Here is a 19,562-nt window from a genome sequence, read left to right as displayed (position 1 = left end):
CGGTTGCTGGTGACAAAACGGCGTGACCTGGTGCGCGTAACTGTCACCAGTAAGTTAGAACGCGCCGTATATTTTGGATACACAAATGTGTATCCATGCGATAATCTCGCGCTATGTCAAGCAAAGACGTTGGCCTTCGCATTCGTGTTGAAAAGGAACTCCGTGAGGCGTTTCAAGGGGCTTGTCTGGCTGAAAACCGGGGGGCATCGGAAGTGCTGCGCGAGTTCATGCAGGCGTTCGCCGACAAACACCAAGGCGGCTTGCAAGCGGATATGTTCCCTACACCGGCAGCAAGAAAGCCACGTCAATCAACTAAGAGAAAAACGATATGAGCCAATTCAATTCTTTGGAAATGTGCGCTGGTGCAGGTGGGCAGGCGCTCGGCCTTGAAATGGCAGGCTTCGATCATTCCGCCTTGATCGAGTTGGAACCGGCAGCATGCGCCACGCTGCGGCTCAATCGTCCTGAATGGAACGTCATTGAGGGTGACTTGCGGCAGTTCGATGGCCGCTCTTATCAGGGTATTGATCTACTGGCCGGCGGTGTTCCCTGCCCGCCTTTCTCCAAGGCCGGAAAGCAGCTCGGCGCGAACGATGAACGCGACTTGTTCCCCGAAGCTATCCGCTTGGTCGATGAGTGCCGCCCGCAAGCCGTGATGCTGGAAAACGTGCGCGGCCTGCTCGATGCCGTCTTTGACGACTACCGGAACAAAGTTGAAAAGCAGCTCAAAAAACTAGGCTACGTTCCCGGTTGGCGGCTGCTCAATGCTTCGGACTATGGCGTTTCGCAACTGCGCCCGCGTGTGGTGTTCGTCGGCATTCGCAAAGACCTAGCTGGCGGCTTCTCTTGGCCGGACCCCCTTAAAACTGAACCGCCGACTGTCGGCGAACTGCTTCATGACCTCTTGGCCGCCGATGGCTGGCGCGGGGCTGACCGATGGCGCGAACAGGCAAACGCCATCGCTCCAACCTTGGTAGGCGGTTCAAAGAAACACGGCGGGCCTGACCTCGGCCCGACTCGTGCAAAACGCGCTTGGGCTGCTTTGGGCGTCGATGGCATGGGCATATGGGACGATGCCCCGCCGCGTGACTTTGTGGGAATGCCGCGCCTGACAACGCGCATGACCGCACGCATTCAGGGATTCCCTGACGATTGGCAATTTTCTGGCCGCAAGACGGCTGCCTATCGCCAGATCGGTAACGCTTTCCCGCCGCCAGTGGCCGCCGCTGTCGCCCGGCAAATCTTCGCCGCGCTGTCCGTCAAACGCATCTATAAGGTGGCCTGATGAGTGTGCCCGCTGAGTTCTCGGAAGCCCGCAAGGCATTCCATGCAAAGCTGTTGGAAGCAACGTTAACCACCAACGGCGCAGGCGTGGTGAGCAACGCCGACAGCAGCAACACCACTAGCAAGGCGATTGCCAAGGGCATTGCCGATCTGCTCAAAGCTGAAACCATCGGCGAACGCATCGCGGGCCAGACTTCGGGCAACCAGTTTGAAGGCATTTGCGCGGGTTTCGTGCGTGAAACCTTCCTCAAGCTCGGACACCTACGCCCCGGCATTTGGGATGTTCATCAAGTTTCAGGCCGCAACCGTCTGGAAATCGCCAGATACGAGCAATACGCGCACTTGGTCGCGCTTGACCGGGCCGCCAAGGCCGATCCAGAACTGGCGGCAGCTCTCGGCAGCGACTACACCATCACACCGGATATCGTGGTGGTGCGCGACACTGAGGACGACAGCACCATCAACGCCCCGGCCTTCTTGGTTGATGACAGCGTAACCACGCTTGCCAGTCTGCGAAAAAAGAACGGCGGTCTGCCTCTGCTACATGCCAGCATTTCATGCAAATGGACGATTCGCAGTGACCGAGCGCAAAACGCCCGTTCCGAAGCGTTGAATTTGGTACGCAACCGCAAGGGTCGTTTGCCGCATGTCATGGTCGTCACGGCTGAACCAACGCCAAGCCGTCTTGCTTCTATCGCTCTGGGCACCGGGGACATTGATTGCGTGTATCACTTCGCCCTGTATGAGCTGCAAGCCACGGTCGAAGCGTTGGGCATGCCTGACGCGGCCGACATGCTGGCCGTTATGGTCGATGGCAAGCGCCTGAAAGACATTTCCGACTTGCCGTTAGATTTGGCCGTGTAAAGCGCCCAGCGGTTGGCGACAAAAAGGAGCTGGCCAGGTCGTGAAGCTGTCACCACGCAAGACTGTTTCAGCGCAGGCGCTGCGCCCCTTCGTTGATGGTTGGGGTCGATTTGTTTTCGTTGTCAAAAGTGACGGTAGGAGATCGAGCACTGGCGTAGGGGTGGCCTGCCAAGCCATTGATTTCATTGGGTTTCCTGTTGATTTTTTTGATCGCCGTTTGAGGGCGCAAAAGCGTGCTCGGTTTCAACCGCCGGTCCCGGTTTTCGGCGTGGTCTGTGACGGCAGGATTTCACTGGCATAACGCTCCACTGGAAAGCGGAATACGCCCCTCAAATTGATACCTTGCAGCCGCGTCGGCGCAATTTTCCCCGTGAGCTCCGCCGGGATGACCTGACGCCGGTTGGCCCAGCGGTCCAGAACGGCCTGCATCTGGGTTGTGTTCCAGGCCATGATGATGTTGGCCAACAGACTCAAGGCGTCAGCCACCGCCTGCATTTCCTCGGCCCGCTTGGCCTGAGCCGGGCTCACTCTGCCGGTATAAATCGCCCGCTTCAAGGCATTGACCGCCTCACCCCGGTTGAGTACCCGACGCAGCTCATTCCTGAAGGCGTCTTTGACAAAGTAGTCGGCCAGGAACGCAGTTCGCAGCAAGCGCCCCAACTGAACACCCGCTTCGTAGATGGGGTCTCCCCGCGCCGCCGATCCAAATCTGGCCAGCGCTGCAACTGCGCTGGCGTTGCCGCTCATCACCGAGGCTGCCAAATGGACCAAGGTGTCCCAGTGCTTCTCAATCAAAGCGGTATCGACGGTAGCCTCGCAAACTGCTGCGATCTCCGGTGGAATGATCGTGCCACGCGGCACGTACAGATGACGCTGCTTCAATTCCTTCAGTCGTGGGCATAGATCGAACCCCAGTAGCCGGGCCAACGCCATGGCAAAGTCGGTGTAGCCGTGGGTGTCCACCGCCAACTGGCTGGTCTCGATGGATTCTTGGCGCACGACACCCTCAATGGCGACCCCTGCCTGGCGCTCATTGAGCACAAAAGGCTGCGCGTAGAAGATCCCCCATCGGTCACGCACATGGGAGTAGATGCCAATCGAGGACGTGTTGCGTCTTGGATCCTGTCGGGCCTGCCACACCCGTTGGGTGGTTTCCATGCTCATCATGTCGGACGACGCCAGGTCCGTGCGACCCCATGTCGCTGCAATGGGGTGCCGTTGCATGAACTCCAGCACCGCGTGGCAGGCTTGACTCAAGCGACGCTCGTCCCCGGCCCAACGCATGGCCTGACGGATGCTGGTGGCAGACAACTGCGGAATCATACGGGCGCATTCGGCCGCCGTCAGACTGGTGCCGTGGGCCATGATGCCGGCGTAGACCATCAGCAGCTCTTCTGTCGAACGTGGCTCGCGGCCAAGCATGATCCAGCTGAAACGTACCTGAGCGTCAACGGCCAGGATCACTTCTGGGAGTTGCACCTCACCGATCCTCAGGTCAAGTTTGGCCCTCAACTTAATCACCTCTGGATCTTCATCCTCTGCCGGCAATACTGAAAGGTGGAGTTCTTCGTCCACGCGCAGCACACCGCTGCGCGCGGCGACGGCCACTGCCTCCACGCCGGCGCGTACCTTGGCCAGCAACGGCTTCAAAAGTGTGGATGCATTGGCTGGCAGTGACAGTCGGGCATAGTGCCGTTTGGCTTCTTCCTGCCAGCGCGCATCAGTGAAGAACAGGCGTGCGCGGCCACGAAAGCTCAGGCTGTGCTCAATCCACACCGAACCGTTGCGCACGGCACGTCGCAATGAAAACAGGGTGGCCACCTCCAAGGCCCGAAACGCGCGCTCCCGGTCGGCACCCGCAATCGCGCCGCTCCAGACCGAACCCAAGCGAGGGGCGCTGACATCAGCAGGTAGTTCGCGAAGTTTGCCCGCGTACAGTTTCGTCAATTGGGCCAAGGCTGTGGTCACCGGGTGCTCGCTATTGGCCTGCCAGGGCAGCTTGGTGATTTCGGCCAGCAAAGAGCGCACGGGACGTATGGCGTCAAACAAACGCTCACGCACCACCGAGGCCCGGCTGGGTGGTTTGCCTTGCTGGCTGGCACTGAGCAGGGCAACAATTCGAGCCCGCAACTCCGCGTCTTGAAGTTCACCCTGGGCGACCAAACCAGCCAGCTCTGCCAGCAATGTCTTGTACAGGTCAGCCCAATTGACCGTCTCCGTGACACCTGCTGCGACCGTGCGCCAAAGATCGGCAACGCGCCGCTGAACCATCAAGATAGCTTGGTCTGTGCTGGTAAACAGGCAGTGCCGTAAAAAGCAGCCAACCTCCACTGTGCGAGCGGGTTCTTTGATCCTGGCCCCCACCGAGGGAGGCCTTGAAGCCAGGCGGCGTGCATAGCGCCGCACAATGAGACCGGACAGGTCGTCCAGGTGTTTGTGGACATTCAGGGCGTACAGCAGTTCGATTCGCTCGAACACCTCGCCAATTTGTTTGGTTGAGTGTTTGGCCGGTGCCGACCACAACCAGCTCTGCTGGGTTTGCCCATCCGGGCGCAATGCGGCCATGGCATCCCGCCAGCGCACCAGTTGTTCGGGCAGCACAGATGCCGCAATCGTTTTGGCTGTTTCTTCTTCGAGTTGTCCCAGCGCCGCTGTGACCAGGACACGGATGTCACGGTCGCGCAGGATCAGGATCTTGCTTTGATACAACCAGCGCCGAGCGAATACGAGCAATTGATCCCGATCGGCGCAGCGGGCCACCTCATCGCGCAGGGTGCGTACCAGGGCGCGACGTTGGTGCTCCGTCATCCAATGAAACCCCAGGACATCACAGGCCAGTTGTTGATGGTCAAAGAGGGTTCGACCGCGAACATACAGGGCTCGCAGGGATGCCAGTTCAACAGCAGTGATGCCGATTTCGTCACCCAGATGGCGCCACAGGGTTGTCGGAACGATGCGCACCGAATTCAGCAGGCGCCCGCTCAAGCGCAAGAAACCTATGTGCAGTGCCAGACCCAGCTTGTGGGCGTTGCTTCGGCGGGCGTTGATGAGCTCGCGCTCAGTACGGCTGTACGTGAAAAACGACTGAAGCTCGAAGGTGCTGATTTCCCTTGGCAGCTCTCGCAGGCCAAGGTAGGTTGTGTGCCAGCTTTGCATCTTGTGTCTCCGGTGATTGGGGCAGACACAATACGCCTGAAAAAGTGAACAGGAAAACCAATGAAATCAAGGGCTTATCAGACCACCCCTACGCCAGTGCTCGATCTCCTACCGTCACTTTTGACAACGAAAACAAATCGACCCCTGTCAAGGAAAACGGGCCTGCAGCATCGCCAGGAACGGCGATGGAGGCCCGCTAGGGGACGCCAGCAGCGCAGTTAAAACGTCGCGTCTTTCAGCGAGATCGAACACCCGTTGTAGTCGTAGCTCACGTCCGACACGACACCCGACACCCGAGCGGTTTTCCCGGTTGAAAGCTGGGTGACGTTGAGCTTGTTGTCTGTACCGGCATGCACCGAAACCTGGCCGGAGCGCAGGAACACCCGATAGCGAGGCTGGAAGCCTTCGGTGACGGAGCGCACTTCACCGCTGACCGCAAGGCCCTTGTTGGCATAGAGGCCGTTTGCTCGCACCTGGTTGTCTTTCGCGGCCTGGCAGATTTGCGGCAGGGATTCCGTGAGCATCACCGGGGCGGTGGCCTTCTGCACATCCTTGGCGACTTGATCCAACGCAGCGCAGCCCGCGAGGGCGAGCAATGGAATAACGAGGGCTAGACACTTCTTGGTTGATTGCATAGACACGACCTTGAGGGTTGGTTAGGAAATTGGGTGTCGGGATGCCCCCGACTGCTCACCACTAGGCAGGTGACGCAGCCGCTAGACCGAAGCGAGCGGCTTTTAGTACGTAGGCACGTAGATGACTTCAATGTCCACGCGCTGGTTCTGGTGCCGCCCTTCTGGCGTCGAGTTGTCGGCCACGAAGTCGGATGCCGAAGCGAAGTTCACCATGATCTTGAGCGGCGACACGCCGCGCGCAATCAGGTACTGGCGGGCCGACAAGGCCCGGCGCAAGGCCAGGGCCTCATCGGCCGCGCTGGGGCGTAGCGTGCTGGTGCGACCGCTGACGTAGATGATCGTGGCCCCCTTCGCCTCGGCCAGCAGCTCGGCCGTGGAAGCGTCCGGCCGGAACGTGGTGCTGCTGTCGGAGAAGGACACCGAAACAGCGGTCAAGACCGGCTCGCCATAGCTCACGGCCGCCATGCCGGCAGCGCCGGCGGCCATCGCGCCAGGCGCGAAGGCAAGGGACGCCAAGGAGAGGGTCAGAAAAAGGGCTTTGCGCATGGTGCGGACTCCAAATCAGAAGAACAGGTAGCCGGCCTTGCTCATGGGGATGCGGATCAACCACAGAGCGGCCAGGTGCAGCGGGTAATAGGCGTAGAACGCCCAGCGCAGGCGCGGCATGGGCAGATCGACGCGGGAAGCGACCAGGAGCAGCGGCAGCGAGGCCAGCGCCCACAGGTTGCGATTGATGAACCACAGCGCCGCGCAGGCGAGCAGCGCGACGGCCGCGGCGGCCCAGGTGGGCCGCTTGCGGTACGACCACACCGCCAGGCCGAAGGCCACGGCCGGCCACCAGTATTCGACCAGGCCGCCACCGACCAGGAACACCAGGCCGGCGCCGACCAGGTGCAGCGGGCCGCCCTTTTCCACCAGGTAGGCGCACGCCGTCACGACCAGGAGCGTGAACAAGACATTGAGGGGCCACCACCCGGCGGACAGGCCACCCAGGGCGACGAAGGGCACCGAGGCCACAGCGCCGAACACCGCGAGGCGCTTCATCGTGCGCGTGTACGCGCCGCGCTCGAATGCACCAGGTCGAGCCAGGTTGTAGGCCAGCACGAAAACGAAGATCGGCAGCGCCAGGCGGCCGGCCTCGAAGAGAAACGGCAGCGTGCCATTGAACAGGTACTTGTTGACGTGATCGCCGGTCATCAGGGCCAGCGCGAGCCACTTCAACGCTTCGACCGTCCCATCCGGCACGTGCAAGGGCTTCATCCGCGCTTGCCCCCGCGTGAGGCATAGGCGCGCAGCACCAGGAAGATGATGTACAGCGCAGGAAGCGACAGCACGAAGGCAATGGGCTTGCCGATCCATGCCGGCAGCGCCCACAGCAGCAGACCCAGCGCGAAGATCGGGCCGAGGCCCAGCAAGAGCAGATCGAATTGCCCCTTGGCCTGCGATTCGGCCCAGTTGCAATAGGCGGTCAGCACCCGGCCGAAACCGAGCGTGTAGCGCATCATGAAGGCGTGGAATTTGTCCATGTTTTAGCCGCTAAATCGGAAGGCCCGCCCTACTCCGGCGAGCCTTCGCTTCTGTTGTTGAAGGAGATCGAGCGCGGCACGTAGCCGCCCGCGACGTTGATGGATGGAGCTGCTGCCGGCCTGGCCGCCGGCGCGGCCGCTGGGGCCGCTGCCGTGGCCTGCTGGGCGGCTTGCACCGCCGGCGCTGGCCCGGTCGGCATCGAGGGCGTGGCCCCCGCCTTCGTCACGTCCAGCGTGACGAACCGAGCTTCGAGCCAATCCGCCCACTTGGCGGCCTTGCGCATCAGGTCGGCGCGATACACCGCGTTGTACTGCGGCGTGCGTGAGTGGTAATTCGCGGCCTTCGTCCAGAGATCGCCCTTGTCGTTGCGAATGTGCATCCGCAAGCGCCAGGCGGCGAGGTCGAACGAGTAGCAGCCAGCGGCCGCTACATCGTCCGCCGTGATGCCGTAGCGGGCCAGGTCGCGCAGGTAAGCCGTGTTGAACTGCATCGGCCCCACGTCATGAGTGCCGTTCGAGTTGCGCACCCACTGGCCCGGCTTGCCGCCTTCCTTCTCCGCGACGGCCAACACGATGTTGGCCGGCACTTCGTACTTCACGGCCGCCGAAACGGCGCACACGACGCGCTCCTGGAGCTGCGGCGGAAGGTCGGCAGCAAAGGGCATGTCAGTAACCCCCCCAGGAAGCGCGGCGGCGCTCTTCGTCCTCGCGCCGGATGCGTTCGTTGTACTCGGCCAGCGCCCGGTCATAGTCGGCCGCTTCGACCCAATACCCGCCCCTTTCTGGCGTGCCGACATAGCGCGGCTTGGTGCTGCTGAAATCGGTGTAAGCGTGGTTGGTGTAGGCCGCGCAGTAGTCGGGCATCTGGTTGCTGATGTACGTCGTCCCGTCCTCGTAGCCCTGCCAGAACACCAGCGTTTGATTCAGGGCCTGCGCATCGCAACGGCCAGCGCCGCGCGACATGGCCGACACCAGCGCGGACATTTCCGGCGTCTGGTTCGACACCGGGCACAGATCGAGGAAGTTCTTGCGCTTCTTGATCGTGTCGGACATTTTCCGCGCCGTGATGCTGAAATACTTGCGAAGCGACGGCGCGCATTCGCTCGGGCGGGTGCCGCTTGCGAGGCACAGGATCGCCTCGCAAGCCAGGCGGGTGTCGCCGGTCAGCACGTCTTGCGCGCTGGCCGTGCCGACCGAGCAGAGGGCCGCCACAGCGGCCACGATGGAAAGCAACTTCTTCTTCATGATGAACACTCCTTTGGGTTACGCAGATTTGTCGTTGCGGCCGCCGTCACGGAACGCGGCTACTTCGGACTCGGGATCGGCAGAGCTGTCAGCTCCGGCCAGGCTGTTGTCGCCGAAGGTCGGCGAGGGTTGTTGATCGGGCACGTCGATGCTCGTGTCGGCCGAGCTGCCGCCCTGCGCCTTGATCGCGGCCGCGATCTTTCCGCCGGTGGTGTCGGCGATGCGTTCCATCGCCGAGTCGCGCATGCTGGCGGCCTTCGCGGCCGCCACCGCACCTACACCCTTCGCCAAGTTCGCGCCGGCGTCGGCCGTGACGCGGCCGGCCTTGCCAAGCGCGGAAGCGGCCGAGGCCAGCATGCCGGGGCCGGTACTACCAGGTGCGTCCTGCTGGCCGCCCTGCCCCGCTCCCTGGCCCTGGCCGCCACCCTGGCCGGCCTTCGCGCCGCCGGCGTCACCGCCGCCGCTGGCCTTCTGGCCGCCGCCTTCGCCACCCTTCGAGCTGGAGCCGGCCTTATCGCCGCCGGCCTTGTCGCCGCCTTTGTCGCCGCCCTTCGACTCGCCGCCGCTGCTGCCGCCGCCGCCAGAGTCGCCACCGCCGCCACCGAAGCCGGCGGCTTGGCCCAGGGGCGTGCTGGTGCCGGCTTCACCGCCACCACCACCGCCAGAGTCGCCGCCACCACCACCGCCCAGCATGGACATGACATCCGACCCGGACGAGACGTTTTCATTGGCCTTCGAGAACGCGGCCATGACCGCAGAAGCACCGCCGGCGGCCGAGGCCGCGCCGGCCGCCAGAGCAGCGCCGCCGGTTGCCGCTGCTGCGGCCGCCATGCCAGCGGCACCGAGGGCCGCGCCTGCGCCGAAGTTGCCGATGCCGGCACCGCCCACGCTCGCGCCGGTGATGACGCCGGCGATGAGCGCCGGAATCTTGTTGACGAGTGCCAGCAGGATCACGCAGACGATGAGCATCACGCCCATTTCCTTGAGGTTGATCCCCTCGCTCATGCGCGCGTAGTAGTCATCCAGAAAGGTCTTGCCGATGCCGACCAGCAGCACCATTGCCATGAGCTGCGCGGCCACACCCAGCACGGTCTTGTAGTAGTTGATCGCCATGTCGGAAGTCCACCGCGACCCACCGAAGCCGAGGAAGAACACGCCGCCATAGGCGAGCACCCAACCAGACGCCAGGAGAAGAAGCATGTTCACGCCGATGAGCGCGAGCACGATCAAGATGGCAACGGCCATGAGGATGCCGGCCATGCTGTCCACCGGCGACCACACCGAGGACTGATCCATCACCTTGTAGAAGATGGCAAAGCCAATATCGACAATGCCGGAAGGCGACAAGGCTTGACCCAAGCCCGTCGCGTTGCCGGCAATTTGGCGTAGCGACGCATAGATGGTCGAGGCGAAGTTAGGGCCGTTCGTCAGCAACCACCAGAAGAAGCCGGTGAAGATGGTGAAGCGGACAAGCTCCGCGAAGAACTCCCCAATGTCGGCCTTGCGCAAGGCCATCATGCCGAACGTCCAGACCATCGAGATCGTCACCAGCAGCCAGAACAACCAGGATGCGGCGTTGGTGATGACACCGGCCCAGCCGCTGGCGGCGGCGTTGTAGCGGTTCAGAACGTCATCGAAGAGGCCCGAGCTGTTCATTTGGGCGGAAGCGTCCGTAGAAAAGAACGCCAGCCAAACGAGCAGCGGCAGGGCGAGTTTCAAGCTGGCTGGCATTCTCATTCGTCAGTACCTCACCAGGACTTAGGTTCGCTAGGTTTGAACGAGCCGGCCCGCAGGCACTGCGATGAAAACGCCTCTTGCACGCTCTTATCGAGCTTGGCGATGTTCTCGGGTTTGCAGTTCTCGGCATTCACTTCGGGCAGCGTCACCGGCTCGGGCTTTTTCTCGCAGCCGGCCAGCAGGGCCGCCACAAGGGCGGCCGCTGCCAGGATCGAGGGTTTGGATAGGCGCATGTATCCCCCTTACCAATTACGGGCCGGACTGGCCCTGTACTCGCCCTTGCGCAGCGCCTCGCCGGCGGCTTGCTGCTGCGCTTCACGGTCGGCTTCGACCTGCATCCGCGTGGCGATGGCGTTCTGCTGCGCGACCATGAGGCCCCGGATTTGCAGAAGCTGGTTTGCCTGCTGGGCCGCGAGCTGGTTGGCGAAGCCGATGGCCTGCATTTGCCCGTTCGCGCCCTGCGCGGCCGACTGGAGCCGTTCGAGCTGGCGCGCGTCGGACTTCAAGGCGTCCTGCTGGCGATCCAGGCCCTTGAACAAGGCATCGTTGGCCTTCTTCTGGCTCTCGCTCGCCAGGCGGCGGTTCTCGGCCATTGCGGCCTGTTCGGCGGGCGTGCAGCCGCCGGTGCCGTTGAAGCACGGCGAGCTGCGGTAGTAGGCCACGTCCTGGAACTTGCCCAGGTACGAGTCGATGCTGCCGAGCTGGGTCTTGTAGTAGTTCAGCGTATCGACCGCATTCATCAGCCCGTTGATCGTGGACTGCGCCTGATCCCAGATATAGGCCGCCGGCGCGACCGTGTTCTGGATCATGTTTTCGTACTGCTGGAGCTGGGTTTGGTACTGCTCAATTTGCTTGAGCGTCTGCGCCACCGACTCGATGGCCGTCATGACGTTCTGCACCAGGTTCCCGCCGTCGATGACGGGAATGCCGGCCTGCGCGGGCGACATGGTGGTGATCGACCCGGCCATCAGAGTGACGGCGAGAGCGACTTTAGCGGCTAAAAACTTCTGCTTCATTTGCTTTCTCCTGGCGTTAGTAGTCAAACGATTGGTACGGCTTCGAGAACGTCATGTCCTTGGTCACGATGACGTTGAACCGATAGCCGGGGCGGATTTCCAAGGTCGGGGCAATGTTCAGATTCTTGGAAACGAGTTGGGCGATGGTGTTGCCCAGCACTTGCCCAAGTGCTTCGCTCAAAGCATCGCTGGCGCGCTGCTGATTGCCGGTGGAACCGCTGTTGTCCTGGCTCATGCTCACGGCGGCGATGACGCCCGACATGAGGAAGGCCGAGCCGAACACGCGCAGGTAGTGGTTATTCACCTGGTCATTGAAGCCCGCGTACCCGGCGCTATCCGCGCCCGGCATCGTGCCAATGTCCATCGCCTTGCCATCGGGGAACACGATGCGCTGCCAAGCCACAAGCACGCGCGACTGACCGTAGGCAACATCGCTCGAATACGACCCGACCAGGCGCGAGCCTTGCGGAATCAGCAGATGCTTGCCGGTCGGCGTGTCGTACACGTTCTGCGCGACCTGGGCCATGATCTGGCCCGGCAAGTCGGAGTTGATGCCCGAAATGAGCGTGGCCGGCACCACGAAGCCGGCGCGCAGCTCGAAGGGCGAGCGCGGCGCTTCGGGCTGGGAGTCCAGCCGCCAACGGTCGCCCTGGCCGCTTCCCGCGAACTGCGCGTAGTTCTTGCCCTGGCCGCCACCGGCGGTTTGCAAGAGCTGCGGCGCACCACCACCCACGCCGCCGCCGGCCTGCTGGCCGCCGACGCCCGAGGCGCGAAGCTGCGCGAGCCGGGCCTGATAGGCGGCGGTCGGATCGCCCGATGCTTGCGCACCGATTTGCTGCCGCACAGCCGCCAGGCGGGACAGCATTTCGTCGCGCGTCTGCGGCGTGCCCGGCTGCGCGCCCGATGACCCGCTGCTGCGCGGCGCATCGACACGAACGCCCGTCTTGGCCTTGACCGCTTCCTGGAACATTTGCAGCTTCGCCATGCGGATGCGGTCGGCTTCATCGTCATGCACCGGCTGGCCCAGGTTGCCGCTGGGCGGTGGCGGCGGCGCGTCCAGGTCGGGGCGCGCGACAAGCACCGGCGCAGCCTCTGGCCCGGTCGCCAGCTCCGGCGGCTTGAGCGGCGAGGCCGCTTCTACCGTGCCGCCATCCCTGTCGCCGACGATCTCCTTGGCGAACATCGACGTGTTACCCGCCTTCTCGGCCGCGCCTTGCGCCGGTGCGTTCTGCTTCGCAGCGCGATCCGCCGCGACCAGCATCATCACCAGCAGGAAGGCACCCAGCGCGGCCGCAAGGATGTACATCGGCATGTTGTTGACACGCCGCACGCCGGACTTCTTCGATACCGCGCCCGGCGAGGCGTCCGGTGCCATTTGATCGGCTTGGTCACTCATAGGTCACTCCTTGCGCACCCAATACCCAGCCGGCGCAAAGCTGCCGTCTTGCACCAGGTACGGGCGGGTGATGGATTGATGGCCGACCAACAGAGTCAGGCGGTACAGGTTCGAGTCGCCGGCCTGGTCGAGCACGTACCGCAGCGGCAGGGCCGCCGGCGATGCCGGCTCACTGGCCGCCGTGGCCTGCGCCTTCGCGCTGGCCGGGTTGAACTCCAGTAGGGCATAGCCGCGCTCGCGCAACGTCAGCACCAGGGCCTGGCCGAAGGCATCAGGCGTGGCCTGTTGCAGCTCCAGGCGCGTCTTGGCCGGCGGGTACAGCACAGCGAGCTGCTGCACCGCTTCGCGGGCGAGCTGCTGCTGATCGACCGTTGCGGTCGGCGGGACGAAGTTGCCGTATTGGCCGGTGGTCGCGCAGCCGCCCAGGGCGAGGACGAACAGCGCAGCAAAGATGATCTTGCGCATGGTCACTTCCTCCGGGAGATAGTCACGCGGTCTTGGCTTCCACCAACACCGGCAATCAGGATCGCGCGGTCAAACACCGTGTCCACGATGTAGCGATTGCCCTGCACGCGATAGTTCACCATCACGGTTTCCTCGTCGCGGAAGATGCCGCCCTCGCGGCGCACGACCAGGAGCGTCGGCGCTTCGGTTTGCTCCATCGTTCCGGGCATTTCGATGATGGTCTTGCGGCCATCGTTGAACACACGCACCGGCTTCCAGCTCGCCGAGCCGGACAGGTCATAGTCGAACTTGAGATCGCCCAGGTACTCGCCGGTCTGCGGGATGGTGCGGTCGGTGCGTTCTTGCGTTTCGCGGCGCTGGATCGCGTCCCACTTCGCAAGCGCGTCCTCGGGGTAGGTGAACGAGACTTGCGGCATGTACTCGGTGCGATGCGAGCGCAGGCGCAGGTGATAGGCGCGGCGGTTCGTCGTCACGATGAGGCTGGTTTCCAGGCCAACATCCATCGGCTTGATGATGAGGTGCTGCACTTCGTTGGGGCCGCTGCCGGTGATGGCCGGCTCGACCGTCCACCGGGCCGTGTCGCCCAGGTTGATCGAGTTGACTTGCTCGCCTGGCTGCAAGGCCACGTCGCACACCTGGAGCACCGCGCACACGATGCTGGGCTGCTGCGCGCCGAACAGGAACTTGATCGCGCCATTGGAGCCGGCGACGGGCTTCATGCCGGTGGCAGCGCCCGCGTTCCATCGCTTCGCAATGTCGATGGCCGCGCGCTCTTGAGGCGTCAGCGTCGGGTTCTTGCCGGTGAAATACTTGTCGGCCAGGTCATCGGCGGCCAGGGCCAGGGTGGGCGACAGCAGCGCAGCGCCCAAGGCGACAACGGAAAAGATTTTCTTCATGGTGAATGTCCTTGGGTTCATTGAACGCGCGACCAGGAGTAGTCCCGCACGTACACGCTTAGGGGGTTGTTCCGAAGTTGCTCATCCGTGGTTTGCGGCGTGACTTCCGCGACGTACACAGTGACCAGCGCACGCCAGATCGCGGGCTTGCCCTTCGGTGTGCCTTGACGGTCGCGGGCGGTTTCTTCCCACTCGACTTGCCAGGTGTCCGGCGTCTGCGGGATGGCCGTCTTGATCTCGACGTTCACCATTTCCTTTTCAGCGCGACGGAACGGGCTGGCATCCGGGGTGCCGTTCAACCACTCATTCATCTTTGGCGTTGCCGGATCGTTGGGCGACAACTTGGCGTACACGCGGAACACAGAGCGGCGCTGCAAGGCCACGTCCGGCGTGACCGTGCGGGCGTCGGTGATGAACTCGGCGACCGTCGCATGGATGACGCGGGCATCGGCCTTCGAGGCCGCTTGCACCGGGCCGGCGGCCACTGTCTGGCCGAGCTTGTCCACTTCCACCACGTAGGGGATGAACTTCGACTGGCTGCCGATGTGGATCACGCCGCCGACGCCGGCGAGCGCGATCAACAGCGACAAGATGCCGATCACTTGCCAGGTCTGGCGAGACGACACGACGCCGCCCACGTGATCGTTCCAGGTGCGACGAGCGGCCAGATAGGGGTTCTCGGCCTCGCCCTGGCGTCGGCCGCCTTCCAGCGGTTCATCGGTCTGCCGAGGGTCGCGCTTGTCGCGTCCTGCGGCCGTGGCGGGCTTCTTGAAGATCAAGCCCTTGAGGGTGTCGGCAAAGCTCATGCGGCCTCCAGGTAGTCATTGAGATTCAGATTGCGGCCGGCCAGCCAGTGATCGACCCACTCATGGCCGAACTTCGCTTGCAGGCTCTTGATGGCGGCGACCGATTCCTTGTCGGACGCGCCGACGAAGGCCAGGGCCAGCGGCCCCAGGGCGAGGTCATAGAGGCGGCGGCCGTTCTCGGAGACGTAGTAGTACTGCCGCTTCGGAACCGCCGTGGCGAGGATTTCGATTTGCCGCTTGTTGAGGCCCATGCGGCGATAGAGCGCCGCCGTGTCCTCGTCGCGGGCATAGACGTTCGGCAGGAAAATCTTGGTCGCGGTCGATTCCACGATCACATCCAAGATGCCCGAGTTGGCCGCGTCGGAAAGGCTTTGCGTAGCCATGAGCACCAGGCAGTTCGCCTTGCGCAAGACCTTGAGCCATTCCCGAATCTTGGCGCGGAACGCCGGGTGGCCCAGCATCAACCAGGCTTCGTCCAGGATGATGACGGCCGGCTGGCCTTTAAGGCCGCGCTCGATGCGGCGGAACAGGTACAGCAGCACCGGCAGCGCGAACTTCTCGCCGAGGTTCATCAGCTCTTCGATCTCGAACACCGTGAAGTCGGAGAGCGACAGGCCATCCTCTTCGGCATCGAGCAGGTGGCCCATCGAGCCGTCCACCGTGTATTGCTTGATGGCCTCGCGGATCGCTTCGTCCTGGATCGTCACCGAGAACTCGGAGAGCGTGCGCGCGCCGCTGGCGTGCATGCTCATGATCGCGTGGCCGATCTCGTTGCGCTGCCCTGGCGTGGTGTCCACGCCGTTGAGCGCAAGGATCGTGTCGATCCACTCCATCGCCCAAGCCCGATCCGCCTTCGTTTCGAGGAACTGGAGCGGGCAGAAGGCCAGGCGGTCATCGTCGGCGGCCACCGTGAAGTGCAGGCCAGTCTTGCCCTTCGAGCCGGCATTGATTGCGGCCGCGAGCGGGTACATCGACATGCCCTTGTCGAAGGCGTAGATCGACATGCCGGCATAGCGCCGGAGCTGCGCGGCGATGATGCCCAGGTGCGTCGATTTGCCCGCGCCGGTCGGGCCGAACATGAAGGTGTGGCCCAGGTCGCGCACGTGCAGGTTCAGCCGGAAGGGCGTAGCGCCGACCGTGACGCAGTGCATGAGCGCCGGGGCCAGCGGCGGGTACATCGGGCACGGCGCGGTGGCGCTGCCCGTCCAGATGGAGCTTGTCGGCAGCAGGTCGGCCAGGTTCATCGTGTTGATGAGCGGCCGGCGCACGTTCTCGACGCCGTGGCCGGGCAAGCTGCCCAGGTAGGCGTCCATCGTGTTGATCGTCTCGATGCGCGCCGCGAAGGCCAGCCGGTTGATGGCCTTCTCGACCGACAGCGCGGCGGCCGCCAGGCGCTCCCGATCCTCATCCATCAACACGACCACGGACGTGAAGTAGCCGGCGGCCACCAGGCCGCTATTGACCTCGGCGATGGCCGCCTCGGCATCGGCCACCATCGTTGCCGCGTCCTGGTTGACGCTGCCGGTGTTGGTGTTGAAAACCTGGTCGAAGAAGCCGCGAATCTTCTGCTTCCACTTCTTGCGGAACTTGTCCAGGTGCTTCAAGGACTCGTGCTGATCCATGAAGATGAAGCGGCTCGACCAGCGGTATTCACTCGGCAGCTCGGCCAGGGCCGACAGCAGGCCAGGCGTTGACTCCAAGGGGAAGCCTTCGAGGGACACCACCTGGATGAACTTGCGGCCGATCTTCGGAACGACGCCGCCCCACAGCTCTTGCCCGCCGATCACGGCGTCCAAGTACATCGGGTTGCTGGGGAGCTGCACCGGGTGATAGTTGCCGGTCACGCAGAACTGCAACCAGCTCAGGAAGTCGTCATGCGTGACTTCCCTGCCCTCTTCCGTGGCGATCTTGTGGCCCTTCAAGCGCGTGAGCTTGACGGCCGAGGACATGCGCGATTCCAGGCTGCGGATTTCGCGCTTGAACTGCTCGATGAGGCCCACGGTGCGGGCCGTGTGGTCGGGCGTCACCGCGTCATCGTCAAACATCAGCTCAACGAACTTGCGCTGGGCCAGCACTGGCGGAAACCAGGTCACGGCGAATACGAAGTGCCCTTCGTACATCGTGCCCAGGCCCTCGAAGAGCCGCCGGCGCTCTTCATCAATGGCGGCCGACACCGGATCGGTGAAGGTGGAGACGCCGCGCTCGGAGTAGTTGGGTGCCGGCCGGCGCACGGCATCGACATGAACCATCCAGCCGCTGCCCAGGCCCGCCAGGGCCTGGTTGATGCGGAAGGACACCATTTCCCGCTGCTCTTCGGTGCTGCTGGCGTTGTCATCCCCTTGGTACAGCCAGGCGGCCATAAAGGAGCCGTTCTTGCCCACGATCACGCCGTCATCGACCACGGCGGCATAGTTGAGCAAGTCGGCCAGGCCCGCGTCCTTCGACCGATGCTTCTTGAGCTTCAGCTCGGCATCGACCTGACGGATACGGGCAAAGAGGATGAGCAACAGAACCGCACCGAGTACAGCAATGCCAATTGCGATTGCTTCGATCATTTGTATTGCTTCCCTTGACTCGGCGTGTTTTCACGGAAGGGCGTGCTGCGAGCCGGGTAGTACGGCTTGTACCGGCGGTGCCGCAGGTACACGTGTCGCAGCTTCGGGTCGGACTTCGCCATGAGGCGCAGCACGAATAACGCGCCGAACCACAAGGCGATGCCGAACACCGTTGCCCTCACTTCTTGGGCGCTGAAAATCAGCGCCCCGGCCAGCAGGCCCGAGAACATCACCAGCTCGCGGTCGCCACCCATGAACAGGTTTTCTCGGTTGCCGGCCCTACGGATGGGGATCGCGCGCAGTGCCATGACTTACCCCGCGATGTGGCCGCGTTCGGCCCAGCGTGCGATGGCTTCACCAGGGAAGCCGGCCATGTCCAGCGCCGCGACCTTGGCCTGGTGCAGCACGCCATCGGTCAGGGCGGCGATTTCCGCGCCACGGCCGAAGAAGGTGCTCATCATGTTCTGCGCGCCGACCAGCAGGGCCATGACCAGGACGATGAAGATCAACGTGCGGAAGAAGCCGTTGAGTTCGCCGCCGAAGATCAAGATGCCGCCGGCGACAACGATGCCGATGATCGACAGCGCGAAGGCCACCGGGCCGGTGACGCTGTTGCGCAGGTTGGTCAACCAGCCTTCATACGGCAGGGAACCGCCGGTGCCTTCGGAGGCGAAAGCGTGCTGGGGGGCCAGCAGGAAGAACGCCAAGAGGGCGAACATGCCCAGGTAGAACACGGCGCGGCTGTCGAAGCGGAACGCGGGAAGGGTCGATTGCATGGGTCTAAGCTCCTTACAGGGTTACAGGGTTACAGGGTTTTGGTTGCGTACTGGCCGTTGGCGTAGCCGGAAACCTCAAGGATTTCCTGGATGCGCCGCGAGCCGTCAGGGGTGCGGGCGATATGAACGACCACGTGAACCGCCTCGCCTATCAGCGGTTCAATGGGTTTGGGTGAATCGGGGTGCATGCTGATGAGCATGGCGAGCCGATCAAGGCCCGCTTTGGCGTTGTTTGCGTGCAGGGTTGCGGCTCCTCCTTCGTGCCCGGTGTTCCAGGCCATCAACAGATCAAGTGCTTCGGGGCCGCGCACTTCGCCGACCAGGATGCGGTCGGGCCGCATGCGCAGCGTGGTCTTGAGCAGCGCCGTCATGGTCACGTCGATGCTGGTGTGGTACTGGACGTAGTTCTCGGCGGCGCACTGGATTTCGCCGGTGTCCTCGATGATGAAAACCCGTTCGGTCGGGTCTTGAAGCACCATCTCGTTGATGATCGCGTTCACCAGCGTGGTCTTGCCCGAGCCGGTGCCGCCGATCACCAGGATGTTCCGGTGGGCACGCACGGCGGCAATCAAGGAATCGCGCTGCTGCGCGGTCATGATTCCGCGCTCGACGTACTGCGCCAGGGTGAAGATGGCGACCGCCTTCTTGCGGATCGCAAAGGTCGGTGCGGGCACGACCGGGGGGAGCTGGCCGGCAAAGCGGCTACCGTCTAGCGGGAACTCGCCTTCCAGGATCGGCCGCTGCCGCGTGACTTCCTTGCCGTGGTAGCCGGCAATGGTTTCGATCATGGCTTGGGCCTGCGCGAAGCGAAGGGTGCCGATGCACTTCATCGGCTCGCCCAGCTTCTCCTGCCAGACTTTGCCGTCCGCGTTGAGCATGATTTCAACGGTCTTGGGATCGTTCAGAGCTGCCAACAGCTCCGGCCCCATGTCGCGTTCGAGCTTCTTCTTCGCCCGTTCCTTGATCGTGTTGTGTTCCAGCTTCTGTTCGGTCATTCCGTGTATCCCATGTATGTGATTTGCGTGCTGCCCTGACCGCACGCATTCTACACAGGTTCATACGATATACCGAAGTCTTTTGACGAGCAAGCAAACGGAATGACGGATTGAGTGTTTTCAATCGTGTCCCGAGCTGATCGCAATAGAAACAACGCGGCGCATGCTCCGTGCGCCTCGCACCGAACCTATGGCTTGCGTTGTGGGTGT

General features: G+C 63.2%; 22 protein-coding genes. 3 read left to right on the top strand and 19 right to left on the bottom strand.

What is annotated here, in order from left to right:
* The first annotated feature begins 113 nt into the window (after nucleotides 1-113).
* The 3 genes from BMZ19_RS20750 to BMZ19_RS20740 are packed head-to-tail and all read left to right on the top strand — an operon-like array spanning nucleotide 114 to nucleotide 2,148.
* Complete coding sequence (locus BMZ19_RS20750; RefSeq protein WP_090313448.1) at nucleotides 114-332, top strand: hypothetical protein; 219 nt, start codon at nucleotides 114-116, stop codon at nucleotides 330-332.
* Nucleotides 329-1,285 (top strand): DNA cytosine methyltransferase, encoded by a 957-nt coding sequence (locus BMZ19_RS20745; protein WP_090313446.1) that lies wholly within the window; start codon nucleotides 329-331, stop codon nucleotides 1,283-1,285. The genes BMZ19_RS20750 and BMZ19_RS20745 overlap by 4 nt, the downstream gene beginning before the upstream one ends.
* Nucleotides 1,285-2,148 carry an NgoMIV family type II restriction endonuclease gene (locus BMZ19_RS20740; protein WP_090313444.1) on the top strand — a complete coding sequence of 288 codons (864 nt, stop codon included), beginning with the start codon at nucleotides 1,285-1,287 and terminating at the stop codon, nucleotides 2,146-2,148. Before BMZ19_RS20745 ends, BMZ19_RS20740 begins: the two co-directional genes overlap by 1 nt.
* Before the next feature lie 67 nt (nucleotides 2,149-2,215).
* Here the strand turns inward: BMZ19_RS20740 and BMZ19_RS22305 are convergent, their stop codons facing one another.
* The 19 genes from BMZ19_RS22305 to trbB all read right to left on the bottom strand — a co-directional run bounded on the left by BMZ19_RS22305 (nucleotide 2,216) and on the right by trbB (nucleotide 19,352).
* Complete coding sequence (locus tag BMZ19_RS22305) at nucleotides 2,216-2,395, bottom strand: hypothetical protein (protein ID WP_139214721.1); 180 nt, start codon at nucleotides 2,393-2,395, stop codon at nucleotides 2,216-2,218.
* A complete protein-coding gene (locus BMZ19_RS20735; RefSeq protein ID WP_012478196.1) occupies nucleotides 2,392-5,304 on the bottom strand; it encodes a Tn3 family transposase in 2,913 nt (970 codons plus the stop codon). The genes BMZ19_RS22305 and BMZ19_RS20735 overlap by 4 nt, the downstream gene beginning before the upstream one ends.
* 218 nt (nucleotides 5,305-5,522) lie before the next feature.
* The gene (locus BMZ19_RS20730) at nucleotides 5,523-5,939 is read right to left on the bottom strand and encodes a hypothetical protein (protein WP_012478195.1); all 417 of its coding nucleotides are present in this window, start codon (nucleotides 5,937-5,939) and stop codon (nucleotides 5,523-5,525) included.
* A gap of 102 nt (nucleotides 5,940-6,041) precedes the next feature.
* Nucleotides 6,042-6,485, bottom strand: a complete 444-nt coding sequence (locus BMZ19_RS20725) for an OmpA family protein (RefSeq protein WP_011255142.1) — start codon at nucleotides 6,483-6,485, stop codon at nucleotides 6,042-6,044.
* 15 nt (nucleotides 6,486-6,500) lie between these two features.
* Nucleotides 6,501-7,199 (bottom strand): TraX family protein, encoded by a 699-nt coding sequence (locus tag BMZ19_RS20720; RefSeq protein ID WP_012478194.1) that lies wholly within the window; start codon nucleotides 7,197-7,199, stop codon nucleotides 6,501-6,503.
* Entirely contained in the window at nucleotides 7,196-7,465 is a 270-nt protein-coding gene (locus BMZ19_RS20715) for a hypothetical protein (protein ID WP_011255140.1), read from the bottom strand. The genes BMZ19_RS20720 and BMZ19_RS20715 overlap by 4 nt, the downstream gene beginning before the upstream one ends.
* Nucleotides 7,466-7,494: 29 nt before the next feature.
* Complete coding sequence (locus BMZ19_RS20710; RefSeq protein ID WP_011255139.1) at nucleotides 7,495-8,130, bottom strand: transglycosylase SLT domain-containing protein; 636 nt, start codon at nucleotides 8,128-8,130, stop codon at nucleotides 7,495-7,497.
* A 1-nt stretch (nucleotide 8,131) separates the two neighbouring features.
* Entirely contained in the window at nucleotides 8,132-8,710 is a 579-nt protein-coding gene (locus BMZ19_RS20705; protein ID WP_011255138.1) for a TrbM/KikA/MpfK family conjugal transfer protein, read from the bottom strand.
* Between the two features lie 18 nt (nucleotides 8,711-8,728).
* Nucleotides 8,729-10,429 carry a P-type conjugative transfer protein TrbL gene (trbL, locus tag BMZ19_RS20700; RefSeq protein WP_425287192.1) on the bottom strand — a complete coding sequence of 567 codons (1,701 nt, stop codon included), beginning with the start codon at nucleotides 10,427-10,429 and terminating at the stop codon, nucleotides 8,729-8,731.
* Nucleotides 10,430-10,458: 29 nt separating this feature from the next.
* A complete protein-coding gene (gene trbK / locus BMZ19_RS20695) occupies nucleotides 10,459-10,680 on the bottom strand; it encodes an entry exclusion lipoprotein TrbK (RefSeq protein ID WP_011255136.1) in 222 nt (73 codons plus the stop codon).
* A gap of 9 nt (nucleotides 10,681-10,689) precedes the next feature.
* Nucleotides 10,690-11,463 carry a P-type conjugative transfer protein TrbJ gene (trbJ, locus tag BMZ19_RS20690; RefSeq protein WP_011255135.1) on the bottom strand — a complete coding sequence of 258 codons (774 nt, stop codon included), beginning with the start codon at nucleotides 11,461-11,463 and terminating at the stop codon, nucleotides 10,690-10,692.
* 16 nt (nucleotides 11,464-11,479) lie between these two features.
* Nucleotides 11,480-12,859, bottom strand: a complete 1,380-nt coding sequence (locus BMZ19_RS20685; RefSeq protein WP_012478192.1) for a TrbI/VirB10 family protein — start codon at nucleotides 12,857-12,859, stop codon at nucleotides 11,480-11,482.
* 3 nt (nucleotides 12,860-12,862) lie between these two features.
* Nucleotides 12,863-13,324, bottom strand: a complete 462-nt coding sequence (locus BMZ19_RS20680; RefSeq protein WP_011013267.1) for a lipoprotein — start codon at nucleotides 13,322-13,324, stop codon at nucleotides 12,863-12,865.
* A 2-nt stretch (nucleotides 13,325-13,326) separates the two neighbouring features.
* Nucleotides 13,327-14,220, bottom strand: coding sequence for a P-type conjugative transfer protein TrbG (trbG, locus tag BMZ19_RS20675; protein WP_014386236.1), 894 nt, complete (start codon nucleotides 14,218-14,220; stop codon nucleotides 13,327-13,329).
* A gap of 17 nt (nucleotides 14,221-14,237) precedes the next feature.
* Nucleotides 14,238-15,026, bottom strand: coding sequence for a conjugal transfer protein TrbF (locus BMZ19_RS20670; RefSeq protein WP_011013265.1), 789 nt, complete (start codon nucleotides 15,024-15,026; stop codon nucleotides 14,238-14,240).
* Nucleotides 15,023-17,581, bottom strand: a complete 2,559-nt coding sequence (locus BMZ19_RS20665) for a VirB4 family type IV secretion/conjugal transfer ATPase (protein ID WP_011013264.1) — start codon at nucleotides 17,579-17,581, stop codon at nucleotides 15,023-15,025. The genes BMZ19_RS20670 and BMZ19_RS20665 overlap by 4 nt, the downstream gene beginning before the upstream one ends.
* Nucleotides 17,578-17,889: a conjugal transfer protein TrbD gene (locus tag BMZ19_RS20660; protein WP_011013263.1), complete on the bottom strand. Its 312-nt coding sequence runs from the start codon at nucleotides 17,887-17,889 to the stop codon at nucleotides 17,578-17,580. Before BMZ19_RS20660 ends, BMZ19_RS20665 begins: the two co-directional genes overlap by 4 nt.
* A 3-nt stretch (nucleotides 17,890-17,892) precedes the next feature.
* Complete coding sequence (gene trbC / locus BMZ19_RS20655) at nucleotides 17,893-18,357, bottom strand: conjugal transfer system pilin TrbC (RefSeq protein WP_011013262.1); 465 nt, start codon at nucleotides 18,355-18,357, stop codon at nucleotides 17,893-17,895.
* Nucleotides 18,358-18,386: 29 nt separating this feature from the next.
* Nucleotides 18,387-19,352, bottom strand: a complete 966-nt coding sequence (gene trbB / locus BMZ19_RS20650) for a P-type conjugative transfer ATPase TrbB (RefSeq protein ID WP_011013261.1) — start codon at nucleotides 19,350-19,352, stop codon at nucleotides 18,387-18,389.
* Nucleotides 19,353-19,562 lie beyond the last annotated feature (210 nt).

This window comes from Pseudomonas linyingensis, from assembly GCF_900109175.1.
GTDB lineage: Bacteria > Pseudomonadota > Gammaproteobacteria > Pseudomonadales > Pseudomonadaceae > Geopseudomonas > Geopseudomonas linyingensis.
Note: the sequence above shows the minus strand (reverse complement) of the source record. Positions and strands in the feature narration are given on the sequence as shown.